This is a genomic window from Albidovulum marisflavi, assembly GCF_025751435.1.
GTDB classification, from domain to species: domain Bacteria; phylum Pseudomonadota; class Alphaproteobacteria; order Rhodobacterales; family Rhodobacteraceae; genus Albidovulum; species Albidovulum marisflavi.
Genome location: NZ_JAOWKY010000004.1, coordinates 123495 through 143384, shown reverse-complemented (window position 1 = coordinate 143384; position 19890 = coordinate 123495). Strand labels below are relative to the sequence as shown.

The following is a 19890-nucleotide window of genomic DNA, read 5'->3' as shown; positions in this document are numbered from 1 at the left end:
TTATTCCTCGTAATTCATGTGGCGGACGTCTTCGATCGCGTCCTCGGCCTCGTGGCTCACGATCAGGCTGCTGCGGGTGCCGCGAACGATTTCCACGGTTGCCTGAACCAGACGGAACAAGAGCAGAGCACAGCCGATGGGAAGAATGGCGTAGGGGATGAAGCGGGGCAGCTTTTCATAGACTTCGCCCTGGTTGAACACCGGCTCGATGAAGCGCAGCCAGTCCAGCATCGGGATCGTTTCGGTCACGTACCAGGCTTGATCCCGCGTCTTTATGAAGCCCGTCGGGAACCAGCGCCCGCCGGTCTGCTGGTATCCGCCAAAGGGCGCCCAGTAATCCCACGCACCCTTCAGCAGAAGGAGGGCGTAGGCCAGGCAAAGCGCCGCCGACACCAGTGCAAGCACGCGCCGGCCGCGATGGGGAAGGATGTTGATGATCGCGTCGACACCCAGATGGGCCGTGACCTTCACGGCATAGGACATCCCGAAAAGCACCAGCCAGGCGAAAAGGATGGAGGTCGCCTCAAGTCCCCAGATCAGGGACGAATTGAATACGTAGCGCAGCACGACGTTGACGAAGGTGATCAGCGTCATCGCACCAAGGATTATCGCGATGAAGGTTTCCTCGAAGCCGTGCACGAACCGGCCAAGCCGCGATTGCGGCACATATCGGGTGGTCATCCCCGTCTCCTCCCCCGGAAACGCCGGGCCCGGCCTGATGCCGGACCCGGATTGAGTTCACTGTGCGGCCTTCGGATCAGCTTCCGCCGTTGAAGGACTGCGCGACGTCGATGTTATCCTGGCCCACGCCCTCGGCGAACTGGTTCCAGACGGGCTTCATGGCGTCGACCCAGGCCTGACGCTGTTCGTCCGTCAGTTCGCGGATCACGCCGCCGGCGTCGAGGATCGACTGGCGTGCCTCGGCGTCGACCTGGTTGACGGCCGCGTTACGCTCGACCGTCACTTCGTTCAGGATCGTCGAGAGCTGGGTCCGCACGTCTTCGGGCAGGCTGTCCATCCAGTCGACCGAGGTCACGACGAGGTAGTCAAGAACGCCGTGGTTGGTCTCGGTCGTGCCATCCTGCACCTCGTAGAACTTCTGGCCGTAGATGTTCGACCAGGTGTTTTCCTGGCCATCGACAACTCCGGTCTGAAGCGCGCCGTAGACCTCGGCAAAGGCCATCGGCTGGGGCGAGGCGCCAAGCGCTTCCATCTGCGCCACGATCACGTCCGAGGGCTGAACGCGGATCTTTAGGCCCTGCATGTCCTCGGGAAGCGTGAGCGGCTTGTTGGCCGACATCTGCTTCAGGCCGTTGTGCCAGAATTCCATCCCCAGAAGCCCGCGGCGGACCATCGATTCCTTCATCTTCTGGCCGGTTTCCGAATTCTGGAATCCGTCGACCGCCTCGATGTCCCTGAACATGAAGGGAAGGTCGAAGATCTGGAACTGCTTGGTGAAGGTCTCGAACTTGGACAGCGACGGCGCGGCGAACTGGACGTCGCCCTGCAGCATCGCCTCAAGCACCTGATCGTCGTCATAAAGCGTGGAGTTCGGGTAGACCTCCATGCAGGCCTTGCCGTCCATCTCGTTGTTCACGCGGTCCGCGAAAAGCGAGGCGGCGATGCCCTTGGGATGCTTGTCGGTGTTCGTCACGTGGGCGAACTTGATCACGATCTCGCCGTCGTCGCAGCCGGACGAGGCCAGAGCCGCGCCAGCAGACAGGGCGACGGCCATGGCGGTCATGGTGGTCAGGGTCTTAATCATCGGTTCCTCCCGTATGTATTCCATTGCCCCACGGAGCGATCCGTGGACCCAAGCCAAGGATGCGCGTGAGGGCGATGCAATCAACGATTTCGATAAAGCGGCTGTGAATTGCATTTTTATTATTTATTTACAACACACTAGGGACAGAACCGCGACTTCACGCCTTGCGTGGTTGGCGAAACTTCACACAGAGCATGGTGCCCAATGTGCGGATTTCCGCACACTAACTGCGATAGTCCTCAGGCCGAATCGAGTGCCGGGCAAGCTTGTCGTAGAAGGTCTTGCGCGGAAGCCTTAGCTCGGCGGCGGCTTCTGTCGCGTGGCCGCCGTGGCGACGCAAGGCGTCGATGAGAAGCGATTGCTCGACCTGCGCCATCTGTTCGGCAAGCCCCAGCACGGGCTTGCCCTCGGGCGCTTGTTCGACCCCCATCGCAAAGCGCATCGCCGCCCCCATCAAAGCCCGCGCATTGCCCGGCCAGTCCTGCGCCATAAGCCGGGCGATGACAGCGGGTGTGATTTCGGGCGGCACCAAGCCCGATTGTTCGCAGGCGAGCGAAACGTAGTGACGGAACAGCACCGGAATGTCCTCTGGCCGCTCTTTCAGAGCGGGGATGCGCACCCGCACCACATCCAGCTTCCAATAGAGGTCGGGGTTGAAACGGCCCTCCTGGGCCTCGGCGGCAAGATTCCGATAGGTGCCCGCGATGACGCGGGTTCCCGCGTGACCATCCAGCAGATCCAGCAGCGCGAACTGCGCAGCCGCCGGCAAGGCCGCGACCTCATCCAGAAAGATCGTTCCGCCATCGGCCTTTTCGAAGGCCGCCGTCAGCAACTCGGCCGTCAAATTCACCGCCGCCAGCTTCAGGAACGGCCGCATCGCGGCGGCGGAAAGCAGGTGGATCACCTCGGCCACCTTCGAAGTACCCGCTCCCGCCGGGCCCGAGATCAGCACCTCGGCCGAGGTGCGCGCAGCGGCCCGGGCGGCATCCCGCATCTGCTCGGCAAGGGCCGAAGTTCCCACCAGCATCCGGGCGGCGGCATCGCCGCGTCTGAGCTCGCGTTTCAGCGCGCGGTTTTCCATCACCAGCGCGCGGGTCCTGAGCGCTTTTTCGACGATGGACAGCAATGCCTTCGGATCGCAAGGCTTTTCAAGGAAGTCAAAGGCTCCGGCTGCCATCGCCCGGACAGCCATGGGAATATCGCCTTCACCCGTCAGCAGAATGACGGGAAGCTCGGGGTCCACTTCGCGGGCGTGGTCCAGAAGGGCAAACCCATCCTTGCCGGGCATCCTGATGTCGGTCACGACGATGCCGTCGAAATCCGGCCCGATATGGTCCTTGGCCTCGATGTAGCTGCCCGCAAGCGTCGGCCTCAGATCCGCCAGCTCCAAGGTCTGCCCAAGCGCCTCGCGCACCGCGCGATCGTCATCCACCAGAAGCACGCGCCCTGCCCGGTTCACCGTCATGCCGCCACCTCGACCTCTGCCGCGTCCAGCTCGACCGTAAACTCCGCCCCGCCTTCGGCCCGGTTGCGCCCGGCTATCGCGCCGCCAAAGCTATGCACGATGCCGTAAGAGATCGACAGCCCCAACCCCATACCCTCGCTGTGCCCGACCTCCTTGGTCGAATAGAACGGGTCGAAGATGCGTTCCGGTTCGACGATACCGGGACCGTTATCGGCCACGCTCAGCCTGATCCGTCCGCCATCTCGAACGATGCCGATCGAGATCACACCATCCGGTTGTCCCTGCAAGGCGTCGGCCGCGTTGGAAAGCAGGTTCACTGCGACCTGCTGCAACCTCACTTCGCCGCCACGCACCATCACCGATTGCGCCGGCGGCTGCCAGTGCAGCGCGACACCAGCCCCCCTGAGCTTCGCTTCCGTGAGTTCAAGCGCCGCATCAACGACACCGACCAGGTCGACGTTGCCGATCGCCTCGCTTTCCTGCCGTGCGAAGGCGCGCAGGTTCTTGATGATGCGCCCCATCCTGCGCGCAAGCTCCGAGATCCGCGCAAGGTTGTCGGCCGCCCGGGCCGGCTCTTCTCGCTGAAGGAAAAGCCCCGCGTTTTCGGCGTAGGATCGGATCGCCATCAGTGGCTGGTTCAGTTCGTGGCTGATCCCGGCGGACATCTGCCCCAGGGCCGAAAGCTTGCCGGCCTGGACCAGCTCGGCCTGTGTCTGGCGCAGTTGCTGGTTGGCCTCGCTCAGCGCGCGGGTCCGCTCTTCCACCCGCGCCTCCAGCTTGGCATTGGCCTCGGCCTCGGCGGCCAGCTTCAGGGCTAGCGCGCGCCGCCGCTCGACAAGAGCGAACACCACCGCGCCCAGACCCAGGGCAACCGCCCCGGCAACGAACGAAAGCAGCGTCGCCTGCCGCCAGGCGGGCGCCGTGTCGATCAGCGCCTCGGCCACGAGTTCCACCACGGGGAACGGCCGCGCAAGGTGAATCGCCTCAGCCGGCAGATAGGGTCCTCCCTGGAGGTTCCAGATCTCGTAACCGGCGACAACGCGGGTCTCATGCGGGATGAAGTCGCGCAACGCCCCTTCCGGATAGCCGGGGGGCGAGCCCCCACCGGCAGTTCGGCGGCGCAGGACCAGCTCTTCGCGGCTGGCCACGAAAACAACGTTCTCGTCATCAGTGAAGAAGACCGTCAGCGGATCGCCGCGCCATGTCGCCTCGACCCGCTCGGTTCCGATCCTGACGACCACCGCCGCCGGGATCCTGCCCTCGGCATGGACCGGCGCGGCATAGGCAAAGGCGCGCCGCCCCTGCCCCGCGTCCACCGCGTGCGAAAACCCGAGCGCCCCCTGAAACGCCCGCCCGACGTAAGGCGCGCGGTAGGCCGCCACCCCGGTCGAGGCTGCAAGCACCCGCCCCCCTGGCGCGACAAGCGAAATGTCCATGGCCCCGGTCTTGTCGGCCGACCGCAGGAACAGCGCCTCCACCGCATCCTGATCGCCTTCGCCCTCGGCCCGTGCAAGGATCGCGGGATGATCGGCCAGCAATACGGCCAGTTCGCGGTAGCGGCGCAATTCTCCGGTCAGCCGGTCGCCGGCCAGCACAAGGTCAGCCTGCCCGCGGTCCGCCAGACGCGAAAGCTCGCCCGCATAGGCATGAAGCCACACGCCATAGGCCAGCAGCGCGCTTGCCAGCACATAGGCCGGTATGAGCATCAGGCGACGGTTCATTGTTCCTCCCGGTCACACAGGTTAGAAAGACGGGCTTGCCTTGGCCAGTGGCATTCGCCTTGCTGCGCCTTCACAGAGGTGATCGATGCAACACCTGTCCCAATCTCCCACCGATCCCGGCTTCATACAGGACCCGTATCCATTCTACGAAAAGGCGCGCGCCGGCGGCTCTTTGTTCTTCTGGAAGGACTACGGGCTCATATGCGCCACTTCCGCTGCCGTGGTCGGCGCGATCCTGCGCGACCGGCGCTTCGGACGCGAGGTACCATCCGAGTCGCGCGCGCCGGTCGCCCAACACCTGGCCCCCTTCTATGCGGTCGAGGCGCATTCGATGCTGGAGCTTGAGCCGCCGCGCCACACGCGGTTGCGCTCTCTTGTCCTGCGCGCCTTCACTTCGCGCCGCATCGCGAGCCTCGCCCAAGAGATCGAGACCCTCTGCCATGATCTGATCGACAGGTTTCCTGCGGGCGACTTCGACCTGATCCAAGCCTTTGCGCAAACACTCCCGGTGACGATCGTCTGCCGCCTGCTCGGCGTCCCCGAAGCGGACGGCAGCCGTATGCTGGCCTGGTCGAACGCGATGGTGGGCATGTACCAGGCCCGCCGCACCCGCGCGACCGAGGACGCCGCCGTCGCCGCGACGCAAGCATTCGCGGCCTATTTGCGCGCCTATGTCGACAATCGCCGCGACAAGCCCGCCGACGACCTCATCACCCAACTCATCGCGGCCGAAAGCGATGGCGAACGGCTTTCGACAGATGAGCTGATCGCCACCTGTATCCTTCTTCTGAATGCGGGGCACGAGGCGACGGTCCACACGATCGGCAACGGCGTGAAGGCGCTTGTGGAAAGCCGGCATGGCAGCGCCGTGCTCACCCCCGATCGAGTCGAGTCGACGGTGGAGGAGATCCTGCGCCACGATCCGCCGCTTCACCTCTTCACCCGCTGGGCCTACGAGGACGTCGAGCTTGCCGGCCACACTTTTCGCAGGGGCGATCAGGTCGGCTGCCTCCTGGCCGCGGCGAACCGCGATCCGGCCGCTTGGGACGAACCCGGCCGCTTCAACCCCGCCCGACCGGTCAGGGCCAACCTCAGCTTCGGCGCGGGCCTGCACTTCTGCGTGGGCGCCCCCCTTGCCCGCATGGAACTGCAGATCGCGCTGCCGATCCTGTTCGACCGCTGCCCCGGACTCACGTTTGCCGCGCCACCGCGCTACGCAAACCTCTACCACTTCCATGGACTGGAAAGCCTGGTTGTCCGGGTCCGCTGACGTCTTCTTCTCTCAAGTATCCTCGGGGGTCAGGGGGGCAGACAGCCCCCCGGCCCTCCGCTGATCACAACGGCAGCAGCGTCGTCGACTTGATCTCTTCCATCGACAGAAGCGCAGTGACGTTGTGGATCTTCACCTCGGAAATCAGTGCCTGGTAGAAGATGTCATAGGCCCGCGCGTTCTTCACCCGCACCTTGAGGATGTAGTCGATGTCGCCGGCCAGACGGTGCGCCTCCAGAACCTCGGGCCGGTCCTTCAGCGCCTTGAGGAACCTGCGCTGCCACTCCGCCTCGTGCTCCGACGTGCGGATCAGGACGAAGAAGCAAGCCTCCAGCCCAAGTGCCTCCGGGTCCAGAATCGCCGTCTGCCTTCCGATCACGCCCGCTTCTCTCAACTTGCGGATGCGGTTCCAGACCGGCGTCTTCGAGGAACCGACCTTTTTCGCGATCTCGTCAAGCGACTGGCCTGCATCCTCTTGCAGCTCAGCCAGAATTTTTCGATCCATGTCATCAAGGCGGACAGACATTCGGATTTTTCTCCGGTTTGAAGACAAAGGTTTCGCACGGCGCGCCATTTGGAACGATCGTCCTTATTCGCGCGGGGTGATAGCGGAGATATGGGAAATTTTCCTATATTGGAAGCACAATTTCCATCACTCGACGAGTTCACAATGGCCCGCAGCTTCACCCCCAAGGTCGTCACCGCCAACGCGCTTGTCGAGGGCGACGTCGTCTATCTGACCCAGGACGATCGCTGGTCGCGCCGTCACGAGGATGCGGAGCTGATCGAGGACGAGGCGCACGCCCAACTGCGCCTGCTTCACGCCCAGGCGCAGAAGGGTACCATCGTCGGCGCCTACCTGGCGGATGCAACACGGGGGCCAAACGGTCCCGAACCCATCCATTTCCGCGAGGCGTTCCGCACGCGCGGACCCTCGAACTACGCCCACGGCAAGCAGGAGGCCGGTCATGTATAAGTATTCCGACTTCGATGCGGCCTTTGTCGCGCAGCGCAACGCGCAATTCCGCGCCCAGGTCGAGCGCCGCATCGACGGCTCGCTGACCGAGGACGAATTCCGCCCGCTGCGCCTGATGAACGGGCTTTACCTGCAGCTGCACGCCTACATGCTGCGCGTGGCCATCCCTTATGGCACGCTCTCGTCGGCGCAGATGCGGCAACTCGCCCATATTTCCGAACGCTGGGACAAGGGCTACGGCCATTTCACCACGCGCCAGAACATCCAGTACAACTGGCCGAAGCTGACCGACGTGCCCGACATGCTTGACGCGCTGGCCGAGGTGCAGATGCACGCGATCCAGACCTCGGGCAACACCATCCGCAACGTGACGGCCGATCATTTTGCCGGCGCCGCGGCGGACGAGGTCGAGGATCCGCGCCCGACAGCCGAGCTGATCCGCCAGTGGTCCACCGATCACCCGGAATTCCAGTTCCTGCCCCGCAAGTTCAAGATCGGCATCACCGGCTCCCCCAATGACCGCGCCGTGATCAAGTCGCACGACATCGGCCTGCGCATCGTGCGCGGCGGTTCGGGCGCCTTGGGCTACGAGGTCATCGTGGGCGGTGGACTTGGCCGCACGCCGATGATCGGCCAGGTGATCCGTCCCTTCCTCAGGAAAGAGGATCTTCTGCCGTACCTCGAAGCGATCGTTTCGGTCTACAACCTGATGGGTCGGCGCGACAACAAGTACAAGGCGCGCATCAAGATCACCGTGTTCGAGAACGGGATGGAAGCCTTCCGCGACGCGGTGGAAGAGCGTTTCAAGGTCACGCGGGCAGAGTTTTCCGGCGTCGATCAGGATGTGCTGAGGGAAATCGAGGCGCAGTTTGCAGCGCCCGCTTTCCGCAACGCACCCGATGACGCCTATGAAGCCGCACGCAAGGCGGATCCGGTTTTCCGGTCCTGGAGCGACACCAACCTGGCCCAGCATCGCGCGCCGGGGTATGCGATCGTCACCGTCTCGCTCAAAGCCCACGGCGAAACGCCAGGCGATGCGACGGCCGCGCAGATGCGGCTGCTGGCCGACCTAGCCGACCGTTACGGCCACGGCGAGCTGCGCATCAGCCACGAACAGAACGTGATCCTGCCGCATGTCCACAAGTCGGACCTGCCCGCGCTCCATGCAGCGCTGAAGTCCGAAGGGCTTGCGACGGCCAACATCGGGCTGGTGTCGGACATCATCGCCTGCCCCGGCATGGATTACTGCGCGCTGGCGACGGCCCGTTCGATCCCGGTGGCGCAACAGATTGCAACGCACTTCAAGGCCATCGGCCTGGAAGAGGAAATCGGGGCGCTCAAGATCAAGATCTCGGGCTGCATCAACGCCTGCGGGCACCACCATGTCGGCCATATCGGCATCCTGGGCCTGGATCGCGCGGGGGTGGAAAACTACCAGATCACCCTGGGCGGCGACGCGACCGAGAACGCGCGCATCGGTGAACGCGCGGGTCCGGGCTTTGCCTACGATCAGGTCGTCCCCGCGATCGAACGGCTTCTGCGGGCCTATCTGGACCTTCGCACCGAGCCGACGGAAACCTTCGCAGCGGCCTTCCAGCGCCTGGGGGCCGAGCCTTTCAAGGCTGCGCTTTATCCCGCAGAGGCCGCCCGAGATGCCGCTTGACGACCACGCCCCGACGCTTGCGCAGAAGGCTGCCGCGCTGAACGAACGCTATCGCCATCACTCGGCGACAGCGGTGCTGGAGCGTGCGCTGAAGGACCCGGAGGTGGGTGATCTTGCGCTCGTCTCCTCCTTCGGGGCGGAATCGGTCGTGCTTTTGCATCTGGTCTCGGTCATCGCGCCGGGGACGCCGGTTCTGTTCATAGACACGCGTATGCTCTTTGCGGAAACGCTGGCCTACCAGCAGGAACTGGCGGCCACGCTGAACCTGACGGACATCCGCACGATCCGCGCCGACCTGACGCTGGTGAACCGCGACGACCCCGACGGGACGCTGAACCAGTTCTCGACCGACGCCTGCTGCGCGATCCGAAAGGTCGCGCCGCTGGAACAGGCACTTAAGGGTTTCGACGGGTGGATCACCGGTCGCAAGCGGTTCCAGAATGCGGACCGCGCCGCGATCGATTTCTTCGAGGTCGAGGGCGACCGGAGGCTCAAGGTCAATCCGCTGGCTCATTGGGACCGGTCCGACCTTGAAGAGTACATGGTCAACAATCGACTGCCGCGGCATCCCCTGGTGTCCAAGGGCTATCCGTCGATCGGCTGCGCGCCCTGCACGACGCCGGTCAACCCCGGCGAGGATCCCCGCGCGGGCCGCTGGCGCGGCTCGGCCAAGGTCGAGTGCGGGATCCATTTCATCAACGGCCGCATGGTGCGCGGCCCCCTGCCCGCCGAAGAGGCTCAGGCAGCAAGCGAAGACAAGGAGAACGCGGCATGAGCGTTATCGTACGCGACGACGGCTTTCACGCCGATGATTTCACCGGCGATGCGGCGATCGACATCGCCCCGGACACCAAGCCGGAGGCCCTTCCCTCGGCTTTCGACGGCATTGCGCTTATCCGCGTGGCGTTTCCCGCCTTCAGCGATGGGCGCGGACTGACGCTGGCGCGGCACCTGCGCGCGCGCGGCTACCGGGGGCGGCTGAGAGCCAAGGGACATGTCATCGCCGACCAGTACGCGATGGCGCGACGGGCCGGCTTCGACGAGGTCGAGATCGACGATGACCTGGCCAGGCGGCAGCCTGCGGACCAGTGGATCTTCCGTGCCGACTGGCGCGACCATGACTATAGGTCGCGGCTGAAAGGCTGAGACGGGGCTTCCCCGAATTCCGAAACCTGAATAGAAGGGAGGCGTGCAACGCGCGCGCCATGCTCATGAACGATCTGAAAACCGTGAACGACATCAAAGCCACCCCCGTCCGCACGCTACCCGATGCGCAGACCGTGACCTCGGTCCGGCACTGGACCGACCGACTGTTCTCGTTCCGCGTGACGCGGCCGCAATCCTTGCGGTTCCGGTCTGGCGAGTTCGTGATGATCGGCCTGATGGACGAACGCGGCAAGCCGCTTCTGCGCGCCTATTCCATCGCCTCGCCCTCCTGGGACGAAGAGCTTGAGTTCTACTCGATCAAGGTTCCCGACGGACCACTGACCTCGAGGCTTCAGCACATCGAGCCGGGCGACCAGATCATCCTGCGCCCCAAGCCGGTGGGCACGCTGGTCCTTGACGCGCTGCTGCCAGGCAATCGGCTTTGGTTCCTGGCCACCGGCACCGGGATCGCGCCCTTCGCCAGTCTCATGCGCGACCCCGAGACCTATGAGAAATACGAACAGGTCGTGATGATGCACACCTGCCGGACTGTCGCGGAACTGGATTACGGCCGTGAACTGGTGGAAGGTCTGAAGGATGACCCGCTGATCGGCGAGATTGTCGGTGACAAGCTGAAGTATTACCCGACAACCACGCGCGAAGACTTCCACCACATGGGCCGGATCACCGACAACCTGACCTCGGGCAAGGTTTTCGAGGACCTTGGCATCCCGCCCATGGACAAGGAGCATGACCGCGCCATGGTTTGCGGCTCGCTGGCCTTCAACCATGACGTCAAGGCTGTCCTGGAAGAGTTCGGCCTGCGCGAGGGCGCGAATTCGGAGCCTCAGGAATACGTCGTCGAAAAGGCGTTCGTCGGCGACGGGATCTGAGACAATCCAAGGCAATCGCAGGAACTGGTCAGGGAAGCGGCATCCGCGGCTTCCCTGAAACAGTTTGATGACACTTTTGCTTTGAACGCGCACGAGCCCAACCTAAAACATCTGACACGGGACCGCTAATTGGACCCTTTCGATCAGAGTTTTCAAAATGAGCACTTTTGCCCAAGCGCCCGATACGGGAGTCACCAAAGGCTCTCCCGCGACACCAATTCGTCTGTCGATAACCACAAGACAGGTCGCCCTCGTGCTTCTGACCTGTATCGCCGGGTTGGTCCTCATGGACATCTTCTCGATCTATCTCAAGACGCAAGGCGAGACGCTTTCGTGGAAGATGGGTGTGCTCGCCGATCGTTTTCAGATGGATGAGGAAGCGTCGGTACCGACCTGGGCAGCCAGCGTTCTGCTTGCCTTCAATGCGATGCTTCTGCTTCTGACTGCCTTCGCAAGCCGCCATGCAGGCGATGGTCGGGCGCTGCACTGGGCAGGTCTGGCAGCGATCATCGCGCTATTGTCAATCGAGGAAGTGGCGCAGTTTCACGAAGCCCTCGGCGCGGCGCTGCGCCACCGCTTCGACACGAAAGGAGTTCTTCACTTCGCCTGGACCATTCCGGGCAGCATTTTTGCACTTCTGGTCTTGCTGACCTATGCGCGCTTCCTGTTGCGCCTGCCCGGACGCTACTCCCTGCGGATCATGATCTCTGGCGGCATCTATGTCCTGGGAGCAATCATCGCCGAGATGGCAGGTTCGTATATCGTGTCCGCCCGGATCGCCGACGGGACGTCAATATCCGAAACGCAGTATCTTTTCGTCGTGCTTCTTGAAGAGACGCTTGAAACCGCGGGCCAAGCGCTGTTCGCATGGACGCTGGTTGACTATCTCTCAGTTCGCGGGCTGCAAATCGACTTTGGGTGCAGGCGCGCCTGATAGCCACGGACGGTCCCCTACAGGACAACTTGCGGCTGGAATAGGAAAGGCCGCGCCCGTCGTCGCAGGCGCGGCCCTGACGTCATCAATCCGGTTACATGCCGAGCGCGGACTTGACCTGTTCGACGACGGCCTGGATCTGCTCGGGGCTGTCGGCAGCGCCGTCAACCGCGGCTTTCAAAGTGGCCTTGGTCGCATCATCAAGCGCGGATTCGTCGATGGCGGCCTTGACTTTCTCGGCGTCGAAGTTTTCGGGATCGAGCGCGGCACCCAGATCACCCGCGACCTCGCCTGCGGCATCGGCGGCTTCGGTCGCAGCTTCGGTCGCAGCTTCGGTCGCGGCCTCGGCGGCGTCCGCTGCGGCTTCGGCGGCTTCGGTCGCGGCCTCGGTTGCGGCTTCAACGGCGCCTTCAGCGGCGTCGGTCGCCTGCTCCGCTGCGGACTCGGCTGCCTGAGCAGCCTCTTCAGCGGCCTTTGCCGCGGCTTCCTCGGCGGCTTTTGCGGCTTCTTCGGCGGCCTTGGCTTCCTCGGCCGCCTTCGCGGCGGCTTCCTCTTCGGCCCGCTTCGCGGCTGCGGCTGCTTCTTCTTCAGCGGCCTTCTGGACGGCAGCGGCTTCTTCCGCCGCTTTCTGGGCCGAGTAGTAGTAATAGCCGCCGCCCGCGAGGACGACGATCAAGAGGGCGATAAGAACATTGCGGTTCATGGCACAATCCTTTCGATTGCGGCAGGTTATTTGGTGCGTGCCGCTATGGCATATCCTTTAAAGATAGGCAAAGGCTCTGCTCAAACAAAGGAATCCGGGTTGTATCGGACCTGTCCCGCGTCTATTTTGCGCGCCGAAACATACGGCCACCATAGAAGGAACGCCACCATAGCCCGCAGACCGCATAACGCCCCGCCGCAACGCGATACGGGACCCCGCGTCAACGAACGAATCCGCGCCCCTGAAATTCGCCTGATCGGCGCGGACGGGGAAAACGTAGGTGTCGTGACACCGGCACGTGCAATGGTGCTGGCTGAAGAGGCCGGGCTTGACCTTGTGGAGATCTCGCCCAACGCGGTTCCGCCGGTCTGCAAGATCATGGACTTCGGCAAGTTCAAGTACGAACAGCAGAAGAAAGAGGCCGAGGCGCGCAAGAAGCAGAAGGTCATCGAGATCAAGGAGATCAAGTTCCGTCCCGGCACCGACACGCACGACTACGACGTGAAGATGCGCTCGGTTCTCAAGTTCCTGTCCGAGGGCGACAAGGTCAAGATCACGCTGCGCTTCCGCGGCCGCGAGATGGCGCACCAGGAACTGGGCCTTGAGCTGCTCAAGCGCGTTGCCGCAGACGTCGAGGAAGTGGCCAAGATCGAAAACATGCCGAAGCTGGAAGGCCGGCAGATGGTGATGATGATCGCGCCCAAGTAAAAGCCAACATCCAGGCGAACGGCCCTCCCCGATGGGAGGGCCTTTTGATTCAGGGGTGCGCCGCGACGAGCTTCGCGGACGCCACGATGCGAATCCGGACGGAAAAAGGCCAATCGTTGCCCCCGCGCTACTCGCCACGCCGGGGGGCACGGACGTAGCGTCAGGCAAGCCGCATTTCGACACACAAGGCGCTGGAAGGAAGGATCGGCATGCATCCCGAACTGGTGGTCACGCTCAGAAGCTATTCCCGCGCGCTGTTCCTTTCCGACCTTGTTGCCGGGATAACGGTCGCGATGGTCGCATTGCCGCTCAGCCTTGCGATCGCGATCGCGTCGGGCGCCACGCCAGCGCAGGGATTGGTCACGGCGATCATCGGCGGCTTCCTGATCTCGGCGCTTGGCGGAAGCCGCGTTCAGATCGGAGGACCGACGGGCGCGTTCATCGTCGTGGTCTACGCCGTCATCGCGCAACATGGCTACGACGGGCTGGTTCTGGCCACCCTGATGGCCGGGGTCCTGCTACTGGCCGCGGCGGCCCTTCGACTTGGAAGCCTGATCGAATACATCCCCGAAGCCGTCGTGAACGGCTTTACCATGGGCATCGCGGCGATCATCGCGACAAGCCAGCTCAAGGATTTTCTGGGCCTCACGACGGGCGCCGTTCCCGCGGACTTTCTTGAAAAGCTTCCGGTCCTTTGGGATGCCCGCGCCAGCCTGTCCGTGTCCGCTGTCGGGCTTGGCCTTGCGACAGTCGTGCTGATCGTCGTGTTCCGCCGCGCGGCGCCCCGCGCACCTGGACTGATCGTCGCGGTTGCGCTGACCTCGGGCGTGGCGGCCTATTTCGATCTTCCGGTCGAAACGATCGGCAACCGTTTCGGCGCCCTGCCGCAGTCCCTGCCCATCCCCGAGATTCCGCACATCTCGGTTGAGCGCATCGCGTCGCTGCTGCCTTCGGCCTTCGTCATCGCATTCCTGGCCGGGGTAGAATCGCTGCTGTCGGCCATGGTGGCGGACAGGATGACCAACGCACGCCACCGCCCGAACGCCGAGGTCCTTGCACAGGGCGCGGCCAATATCGGGTCGGCCCTGATGGGCGGCCTGCCCGCCACCGGCGCGATCGCACGCACCGCGACGAACGTGCGCGCGGGGGGCAGAACCCCCGTGGCGGGCATCATACACGCCGCGACCCTACTGGCGTTCATGTATCTGGCCGCCCCGCTGGCATCCTACCTTGCCATGCCCGCGCTCGCCGCGCTGCTGATGCTGACCGCCTGGAACATGAGCGAACCACAGCACTGGGGCCGCTACATGCGCGCGCGCCGGTCCGACCGGATCATGCTGCTGCTGACGCTGGTGCTGACGCTGGTGGCCGATCTGACCGTGGCGATCGGGGTTGGCGTTGCAGTCGGCCTTGCTCTCAGGCTAAGGCGCAGGAACGTGCCGCCGGCGGACTGGGAAACGCCAGAGCGGTAGCTTGCCGCGGGGGGCCGGATGCTATCCTACCAGCACATCTACCATGCCGGGAACCTGGCCGACGTGCACAAGCACGCGCTGTTGGCCGTGATGCTTGACTACCTGACCCGCAAGGACAAGCCGCTGAGCTACCTTGAAACCCACGCCGGGCGCGGGCTTTACCGGCTGGACGCGCCCGAAGCGCAGAAGACAGGCGAGGCGGAACAGGGCATCGGACGACTGGCGGCCGCGTTTCCGCCAGATCACCCCTATGCGCGCATCCTTGCGCGCGTTCAGGCCGACCACGGGCCCTCGGCCTACGCCGGCTCTCCGCTTGTCGCGGCACTGTCCCTGCGCGCCATCGACCGGATGCACCTTGCCGAGCTTCACCCGAGGGAACATGCCGCACTGGCCGAAGCGATGTCCCCGTTCGGCGCGGACATTCGTCACCAGGACGGGGTAGAGATGGCCCTTGCGCTGACCCCCCCTGAGCCGCGCCGCGGCATCATGCTGATCGACCCCAGCTACGAGGTGAAGACCGACTACACCTCGATGGCGCGGCTGGTTGCGCAAGTGGCGCGCAAGTGGAACGTGGGCGTCATCGCGCTGTGGTATCCGATCCTGACGTCACGCGCCCACGAAGGAATGCTTGCGACGCTTGAGAGTCAGGATCTTCCCGGCGCGCTTCGCCATGAGGTGCGCTTCCCGCCCGCCCGCGACGGCCACGGAATGACCGGCAGCGGCCTGTTCATCGTGAACGCCCCCTTCGGCACGGCAGAGGAATGCGCGCGGCTGGACGCCATCTTTGCTGGGCTGAAACACTAGGAAAGGTGCAGCAAGGCTGGGACGGACCCCATCGGAACGATCCGCACCATCTTTCCGGCGGACTTGGTGGCCGGTCGTCGTTCCATAGTGATCCGCGTCAAGGCGACGCATTTGCGTGGCGTTTATCGTCCTGTCCCAAGGAGGACTGCGTCAATGAGCCTGAAATCCAAGCGACAGGAGCTTCAGGGCCTTAATGGCGCGGTGGGACTGGCCGTAGGGCTGGGTGGGTTTATCGGCCACCTTTTCTCTTCCTCGATCGCGCTGTTTCTGATGCTGGCGATCTGGATCGTCGGCGCGACTCTGATCAACCTGCTGACGGATCCGCCGAACAAGGGCTAGCGGCGACCGCGATGACGCGGCCCAGGGGCCTGCGCCGTTCGGGGGCCTGTGCCGTCCGGGGCCCTGCGCCCGCCCCCCCAAAAAAAACGCTGCGGGGGGAGGCCCGCAGCGTTGTCAGGACTGACAGCCGGAAGGGATGGCTGTACTGGAGAACGCGCGGCGTTCGACGCCTGCCAGGGAGAGACGCGTTCTCTGACGTCCAAACTACCGATTCCGGGCCGCTGCTCATTGACCTGTATCAAACCGGTCTTCGAATTTGTGGTGGCGCGACCGGCCGGTTTCCGATCCGTCGTCCGGGGCGTCGCTGCCTTTCCGCCCTCGATACGGCTGTCCATTGGCGATGGATCGTTCGCCGCGACTCTTGGTCGGATGCGACGTAAACCGCAGGGCCACACGATCGCCTGCTTTCCACTTGAGGGACAGATCGCACCGTATGGCCAGTTTGGCATTCAATTCGAAACTATAAACCACTGTTTTGCCATCTTTTGACCTGCAGAGCGCCAGACTTCTTGCGCGCCCCGACAAGCGAATGAACAATGGTCGTGGGTAATTTCCGCTTGGGCGGGTGATTGGATGCAGGACGACAGGCTTCGAGACAGCGATCCTCGGTCGCTGACCGATACTGAATGGTTTCAACGCCTTGAAGCCATCGGTGAGGAAGCGGGGTATTTCGCCCCGCTGGGCCCGATGCATTCGGCCATGTTTCTGGACGACTCCACAACCCTGCTGGTCACGTTCGACACCGTCAAAGGCATCCGTCAGTCTCAGGGGACGCAACTGCCCTTGGGCCACCTGATCGCGAAAAGCCGCCGCTGGTCGCATCTGGGACTGATCGCCCATCACGACACCTGGTTCCGGGATCGGTCCGTCTTCGGCTTCTTTGACCGGCTCATCGAGGACGCGTTCTTTGAGGATTTCGACCAGGTCGTGTTTTACGGCGCCGGAATGTGTGGCTATGCCGCCGCCGCCTTCTCGGTCGCGGCGCCGGGCGCCACGGTGATCCTGATCCAACCGCAGGCGACGCTGGACCCGCGCATCGCGGGGTGGGATCCGCGCTTCACCGAAATGCGTCGGACCTCTTTCGCGGACCGCTACGGTTTCGCGCCAGACATGACCGAGGGCGCAGGGCCGGTGTATGTGATCTACGACCCCGAACAGGCGCTGGACGCGATGCACGCGGCGCTGTTCGCCCGGCCCTATACCACGCTGTTGCCCTGCCAGCACCTTGGCCGCGACATCGCAACAGCGCTGGATGGGATGCGCATCCTGCCGTCGATCCTGACCGCCGCGGGCACCGGGGCCTTCGATGCGCGGCTTTTCTGGACGTTCTATAGGTCGCGGCGCAATTACCTGCCGTATTTGCGCGCTTTGATGGGGCGGCTTGACCGGGATGCGCGCCCCTATCTGAACGCGCTGTTGTGCAACAACGTGGCACAGCGTCTGGAAGCGCCCGACTTCGCGCGCCGACTGGCTGAAGTCGAGGCCGAGCTTGTGCGCGCAGGATTGCCCTTTCCGCCGGTCTCCTCGACCTGAAACCTAGCAGCTGTAGGCCTTGGCGTGCAGCTTGTAGACATCAGTGCCGGGGGTGGCCTGTTCGAAGACGACGGTGTTCGCGCCGGAATCAAGCGCATCCGCCATGATCGTGTTGCGCGCGTATTTCAGCGCCTCCTGCCCCAGGACAGGCCCGTAAAGCGACGGACGCATGGAAATATCGCTGATGTAGCGGCAACTGGCCACTTCGCCTGGTGTTGCCTCTCGCACACCACTCACGCCTCTGAATCCGGGATCGCTCGTGCAAGCCGCAAGCGACACCGCACAGATCACCAATGCCGATTTCCGCACGTTCTGCCCTTTCCTCGAATGGATGGCGGTTCTTGCCGCCTTGGCGGCAGTGTGGCGGCACGCCCCTTGACGCGCAAGACGCCACGCGTGCGTCATGGTTCGGATCGGCGGAATGCGTCCTACGCCGGCCGCACCGCCTTGCGGTATAGATGCCAGGTTGCGTGGCCAAGCACCGGCAGCGCGATGGCAAGACCAAGGAACAGCGGTATTGTGCCAAGCGCCAGGAACGCAGCCACGATCGCGCCCCAGGCAAGCACCGGCCCAGGAGCCGCACGCGTGACCCGCAATGAGGTCACGATGGCCGCGGGAATTCCGACGTCGCGATCAAGAAGCAATGGGAATGACACCACGGCACTGGAAAGCACGACCGCCGCAAAGACCGCGCCCGCAGGAATGCCTATGGCCATCATCGCCCAGCCCGCAGGCGTGGTCAGGACCTCGCGCAGGAAGTCCATCGCGCTTGCCGGGATCTCGGGGCCCATCGTGGCCAAGAAGATGAAATAGGCGGTCAGCAACCAGCAGAAGAAGACCGCGGCCAGCATCATTGCCCCCGCGAAGACCACGCCGAAAGCGGGCGAGGCAAGCACCCTGAACCCGTCAAGCCAATTGGTCTTCTGTCCGGCCTCGCGCCGCCGGCTCATCTCGTAAAATCCGATCGCGGCTGCGGGGCCTACCAGAGCGAAACCAGAGGCTATGGGAAAGATCAGCGGCAACAAGGCACCGTTCCAGGCCGCCCACACCAGAACCGCGCCCGCAATCGGGTAAAGCAGCGCGGCGGCAATGACATCGGTTCTAAGAGCCCCGAAATCCTGCACCCCCAGCCTGAGGGCTTCCCTGAGGTCGGCGTAGGTCAAGGTGCGGACGCGGGGCATGTCGCCCGTCCCGCCGATCCGGCGCGTCACATCGCCGATGTCGTGTCCCGCCGCTCTTAGCTGCTTCAACCCCCAGCTGATGGGGTTGCCGATCGTTTGGACCATCTCTGACCTCCGTTCCCAAAAGTTGAACGGCAGGCTTGAAGCACACGAGTAGGCGCGCCCTCAGCCCCCCACCTTGATCCCACCCTACCACAGCTGGCCCCGTTTGACTTGCACGATTGCGCGACCGCCCGCGACCGTGTAGGGGGCAGACATGACCCAGACGCTCACGCTTCGCCGCCCCGACGACATGCACCTGCATCTGCGCGACGGCGCGATGCTGGCAGCGGTCCTTCCCGAAACCGCACGTCATTTCGCCCGTGCGATCATCATGCCGAACCTCGTGCCACCAGTCGTGACCGGCGCACAGGCCGCCGCCTACCGCGACCGCATTCTGGCCGCCTTGCCTGATGGCATGTCATTCGAACCGCTGATGACGCTCTACCTGACCGAAGCGACCGATCCGGCGGACGTGGCCGCGGCCCATGCCTCGGGCCTCGTGAAGGCGGTGAAGCTCTACCCGGCCGGTGCCACCACCAATTCCCAGTCCGGCGTCCGCGACTTCGACAAGGTGCGCGGCGTGCTGGAAAAGATGGCAGAGATCGGCCTGCCGCTTTGCGTTCATGGCGAGGTCACGGACCCCAGCGTCGACATCTTCGATCGCGAAGCCGTCTTCATAGACCGCGTACTGGACCCGGTTCGCAGGGCCACCCCCGGCCTGCGCGTCGTGATGGAACACATCACCACCAAGGACGGCGTGGACTATGCCCGCGCGCAGGGCACGGATCTGGGCGCGACGATCACCACGCACCACCTGATCATCAACCGCAGCCACATCCTCGCGGGCGGGATCAAGCCACATTACTACTGCCTGCCCGTTGCCAAGCGCGAACTGCACAGGCTCGCGCTGCGCGAAGCGGCGACCAGCGGCGAGGCGCGCTTTTTCCTGGGCACCGATAGCGCGCCGCACCCCGACCACCTGAAGGAACACGCATGCGGCTGCGCCGGGTGCTTTACCGCAACCAACACGATGTCACTTCTCGCGCACGTGTTCGAGGAAGAAGGCGCGCTTCAGCGGCTTGAGGTCTTTGCCTCGCTCAACGGGGCGGCGTTTTACCAGCTGCCCCCGAACGAAGGCACGCTGACCTTGGTCAAGGGCGACGCCGTGGACTTTCCGGCGAAGATCGAAAGCGGAGCGGGCCCCGTGACTGTCTTCGATCCGGGCTTCCCGGTTCACTGGAAAGTCCAGGATTGACCTTTTCAACCGCTCAAAAT

21 protein-coding genes are annotated in these 19890 nt (G+C 64.0%); 13 read left to right on the top strand and 8 right to left on the bottom strand.

Going from position 1 to position 19890, the window contains the following annotated elements; all coding sequences use genetic code 11:
• The 4 genes from OEW28_RS14555 to OEW28_RS14540 all read right to left on the bottom strand — a co-directional run bounded on the left by OEW28_RS14555 (position 1) and on the right by OEW28_RS14540 (position 4951).
• Entirely contained in the window at positions 1-681 is a 681-nt protein-coding gene (locus OEW28_RS14555; protein WP_263735527.1) for a TRAP transporter small permease, read from the bottom strand.
• Between the two features lie 76 nt (positions 682-757).
• Positions 758-1765, bottom strand: coding sequence for a TRAP transporter substrate-binding protein (locus tag OEW28_RS14550; RefSeq protein ID WP_263735526.1), 1008 nt, complete (start codon positions 1763-1765; stop codon positions 758-760).
• A 223-nt stretch (positions 1766-1988) separates the two neighbouring features.
• Complete coding sequence (locus OEW28_RS14545) at positions 1989-3230, bottom strand: sigma-54-dependent transcriptional regulator (RefSeq protein WP_263735525.1); 1242 nt, start codon at positions 3228-3230, stop codon at positions 1989-1991.
• Positions 3227-4951: a sensor histidine kinase gene (locus tag OEW28_RS14540; RefSeq protein WP_263735524.1), complete on the bottom strand. Its 1725-nt coding sequence runs from the start codon at positions 4949-4951 to the stop codon at positions 3227-3229. Before OEW28_RS14540 ends, OEW28_RS14545 begins: the two co-directional genes overlap by 4 nt.
• Before the next feature lie 85 nt (positions 4952-5036).
• On the opposite strand from OEW28_RS14540, the gene OEW28_RS14535 reads away from it, so the two are divergent.
• Positions 5037-6221 carry a cytochrome P450 gene (locus OEW28_RS14535; protein ID WP_263735523.1) on the top strand — a complete coding sequence of 395 codons (1185 nt, stop codon included), beginning with the start codon at positions 5037-5039 and terminating at the stop codon, positions 6219-6221.
• Positions 6222-6285: 64 nt separating this feature from the next.
• On the opposite strand, the gene OEW28_RS14530 is transcribed toward OEW28_RS14535, so the two are convergent.
• Positions 6286-6747 carry an Lrp/AsnC family transcriptional regulator gene (locus tag OEW28_RS14530; RefSeq protein WP_263735522.1) on the bottom strand — a complete coding sequence of 154 codons (462 nt, stop codon included), beginning with the start codon at positions 6745-6747 and terminating at the stop codon, positions 6286-6288.
• A gap of 144 nt (positions 6748-6891) precedes the next feature.
• Between OEW28_RS14530 and OEW28_RS14525 the strand changes: the two genes are divergently transcribed.
• The 6 genes from OEW28_RS14525 (at position 6892) to OEW28_RS14500 (ending at position 11833) form a co-directional block, all read left to right on the top strand.
• Positions 6892-7197 carry a DUF2849 domain-containing protein gene (locus OEW28_RS14525; protein ID WP_263735521.1) on the top strand — a complete coding sequence of 102 codons (306 nt, stop codon included), beginning with the start codon at positions 6892-6894 and terminating at the stop codon, positions 7195-7197.
• A complete protein-coding gene (locus OEW28_RS14520; protein ID WP_263735520.1) occupies positions 7190-8860 on the top strand; it encodes a nitrite/sulfite reductase in 1671 nt (556 codons plus the stop codon). Before OEW28_RS14525 ends, OEW28_RS14520 begins: the two co-directional genes overlap by 8 nt.
• The gene (locus OEW28_RS14515; protein WP_263735519.1) at positions 8850-9635 is read left to right on the top strand and encodes a phosphoadenylyl-sulfate reductase; all 786 of its coding nucleotides are present in this window, start codon (positions 8850-8852) and stop codon (positions 9633-9635) included. Before OEW28_RS14520 ends, OEW28_RS14515 begins: the two co-directional genes overlap by 11 nt.
• On the top strand, positions 9632-10006 hold the full coding sequence (locus OEW28_RS14510) for a DUF934 domain-containing protein (protein ID WP_263735518.1): 375 nt from the start codon (positions 9632-9634) through the stop codon (positions 10004-10006). Before OEW28_RS14515 ends, OEW28_RS14510 begins: the two co-directional genes overlap by 4 nt.
• Positions 10007-10071: 65 nt before the next feature.
• Entirely contained in the window at positions 10072-10899 is an 828-nt protein-coding gene (locus tag OEW28_RS14505) for a ferredoxin--NADP reductase (protein ID WP_263735517.1), read from the top strand.
• Between the two features lie 157 nt (positions 10900-11056).
• A complete protein-coding gene (locus tag OEW28_RS14500) occupies positions 11057-11833 on the top strand; it encodes a hypothetical protein (RefSeq protein WP_263735516.1) in 777 nt (258 codons plus the stop codon).
• Positions 11834-11927: 94 nt separating this feature from the next.
• On the opposite strand, the gene OEW28_RS14495 is transcribed toward OEW28_RS14500, so the two are convergent.
• Positions 11928-12536, bottom strand: coding sequence for a hypothetical protein (locus tag OEW28_RS14495; RefSeq protein ID WP_263735515.1), 609 nt, complete (start codon positions 12534-12536; stop codon positions 11928-11930).
• A 45-nt stretch (positions 12537-12581) separates the two neighbouring features.
• Here OEW28_RS14495 and infC point away from each other — a divergent pair, with 45 nt between their 5' ends.
• The 5 genes from infC (at position 12582) to OEW28_RS14470 (ending at position 17392) form a co-directional block, all read left to right on the top strand.
• Positions 12582-13244: a translation initiation factor IF-3 gene (gene infC, locus OEW28_RS14490; RefSeq protein WP_459542699.1), complete on the top strand. Its 663-nt coding sequence runs from the start codon at positions 12582-12584 to the stop codon at positions 13242-13244.
• 209 nt (positions 13245-13453) lie between these two features.
• Positions 13454-14716: a SulP family inorganic anion transporter gene (locus OEW28_RS14485; protein ID WP_263735514.1), complete on the top strand. Its 1263-nt coding sequence runs from the start codon at positions 13454-13456 to the stop codon at positions 14714-14716.
• A gap of 18 nt (positions 14717-14734) precedes the next feature.
• Complete coding sequence (locus OEW28_RS14480; protein ID WP_263735513.1) at positions 14735-15520, top strand: 23S rRNA (adenine(2030)-N(6))-methyltransferase RlmJ; 786 nt, start codon at positions 14735-14737, stop codon at positions 15518-15520.
• A 153-nt stretch (positions 15521-15673) separates the two neighbouring features.
• The gene (locus OEW28_RS14475; RefSeq protein WP_263735512.1) at positions 15674-15859 is read left to right on the top strand and encodes a hypothetical protein; all 186 of its coding nucleotides are present in this window, start codon (positions 15674-15676) and stop codon (positions 15857-15859) included.
• Positions 15860-16432: 573 nt separating this feature from the next.
• On the top strand, positions 16433-17392 hold the full coding sequence (locus OEW28_RS14470; RefSeq protein WP_263735511.1) for a phosphoadenosine phosphosulfate reductase: 960 nt from the start codon (positions 16433-16435) through the stop codon (positions 17390-17392).
• A 3-nt stretch (positions 17393-17395) separates the two neighbouring features.
• Here the strand turns inward: OEW28_RS14470 and OEW28_RS14465 are convergent, their stop codons facing one another.
• Positions 17396-17629, bottom strand: a complete 234-nt coding sequence (locus OEW28_RS14465) for a hypothetical protein (protein ID WP_263735510.1) — start codon at positions 17627-17629, stop codon at positions 17396-17398.
• Positions 17630-17820: 191 nt separating this feature from the next.
• Positions 17821-18678 carry a DUF2189 domain-containing protein gene (locus tag OEW28_RS14460; protein WP_263735509.1) on the bottom strand — a complete coding sequence of 286 codons (858 nt, stop codon included), beginning with the start codon at positions 18676-18678 and terminating at the stop codon, positions 17821-17823.
• A gap of 151 nt (positions 18679-18829) precedes the next feature.
• Here OEW28_RS14460 and pyrC point away from each other — a divergent pair, with 151 nt between their 5' ends.
• Positions 18830-19870: a dihydroorotase gene (pyrC, locus tag OEW28_RS14455; RefSeq protein WP_263735508.1), complete on the top strand. Its 1041-nt coding sequence runs from the start codon at positions 18830-18832 to the stop codon at positions 19868-19870.
• Positions 19871-19890: the final 20 nt, after the last annotated feature.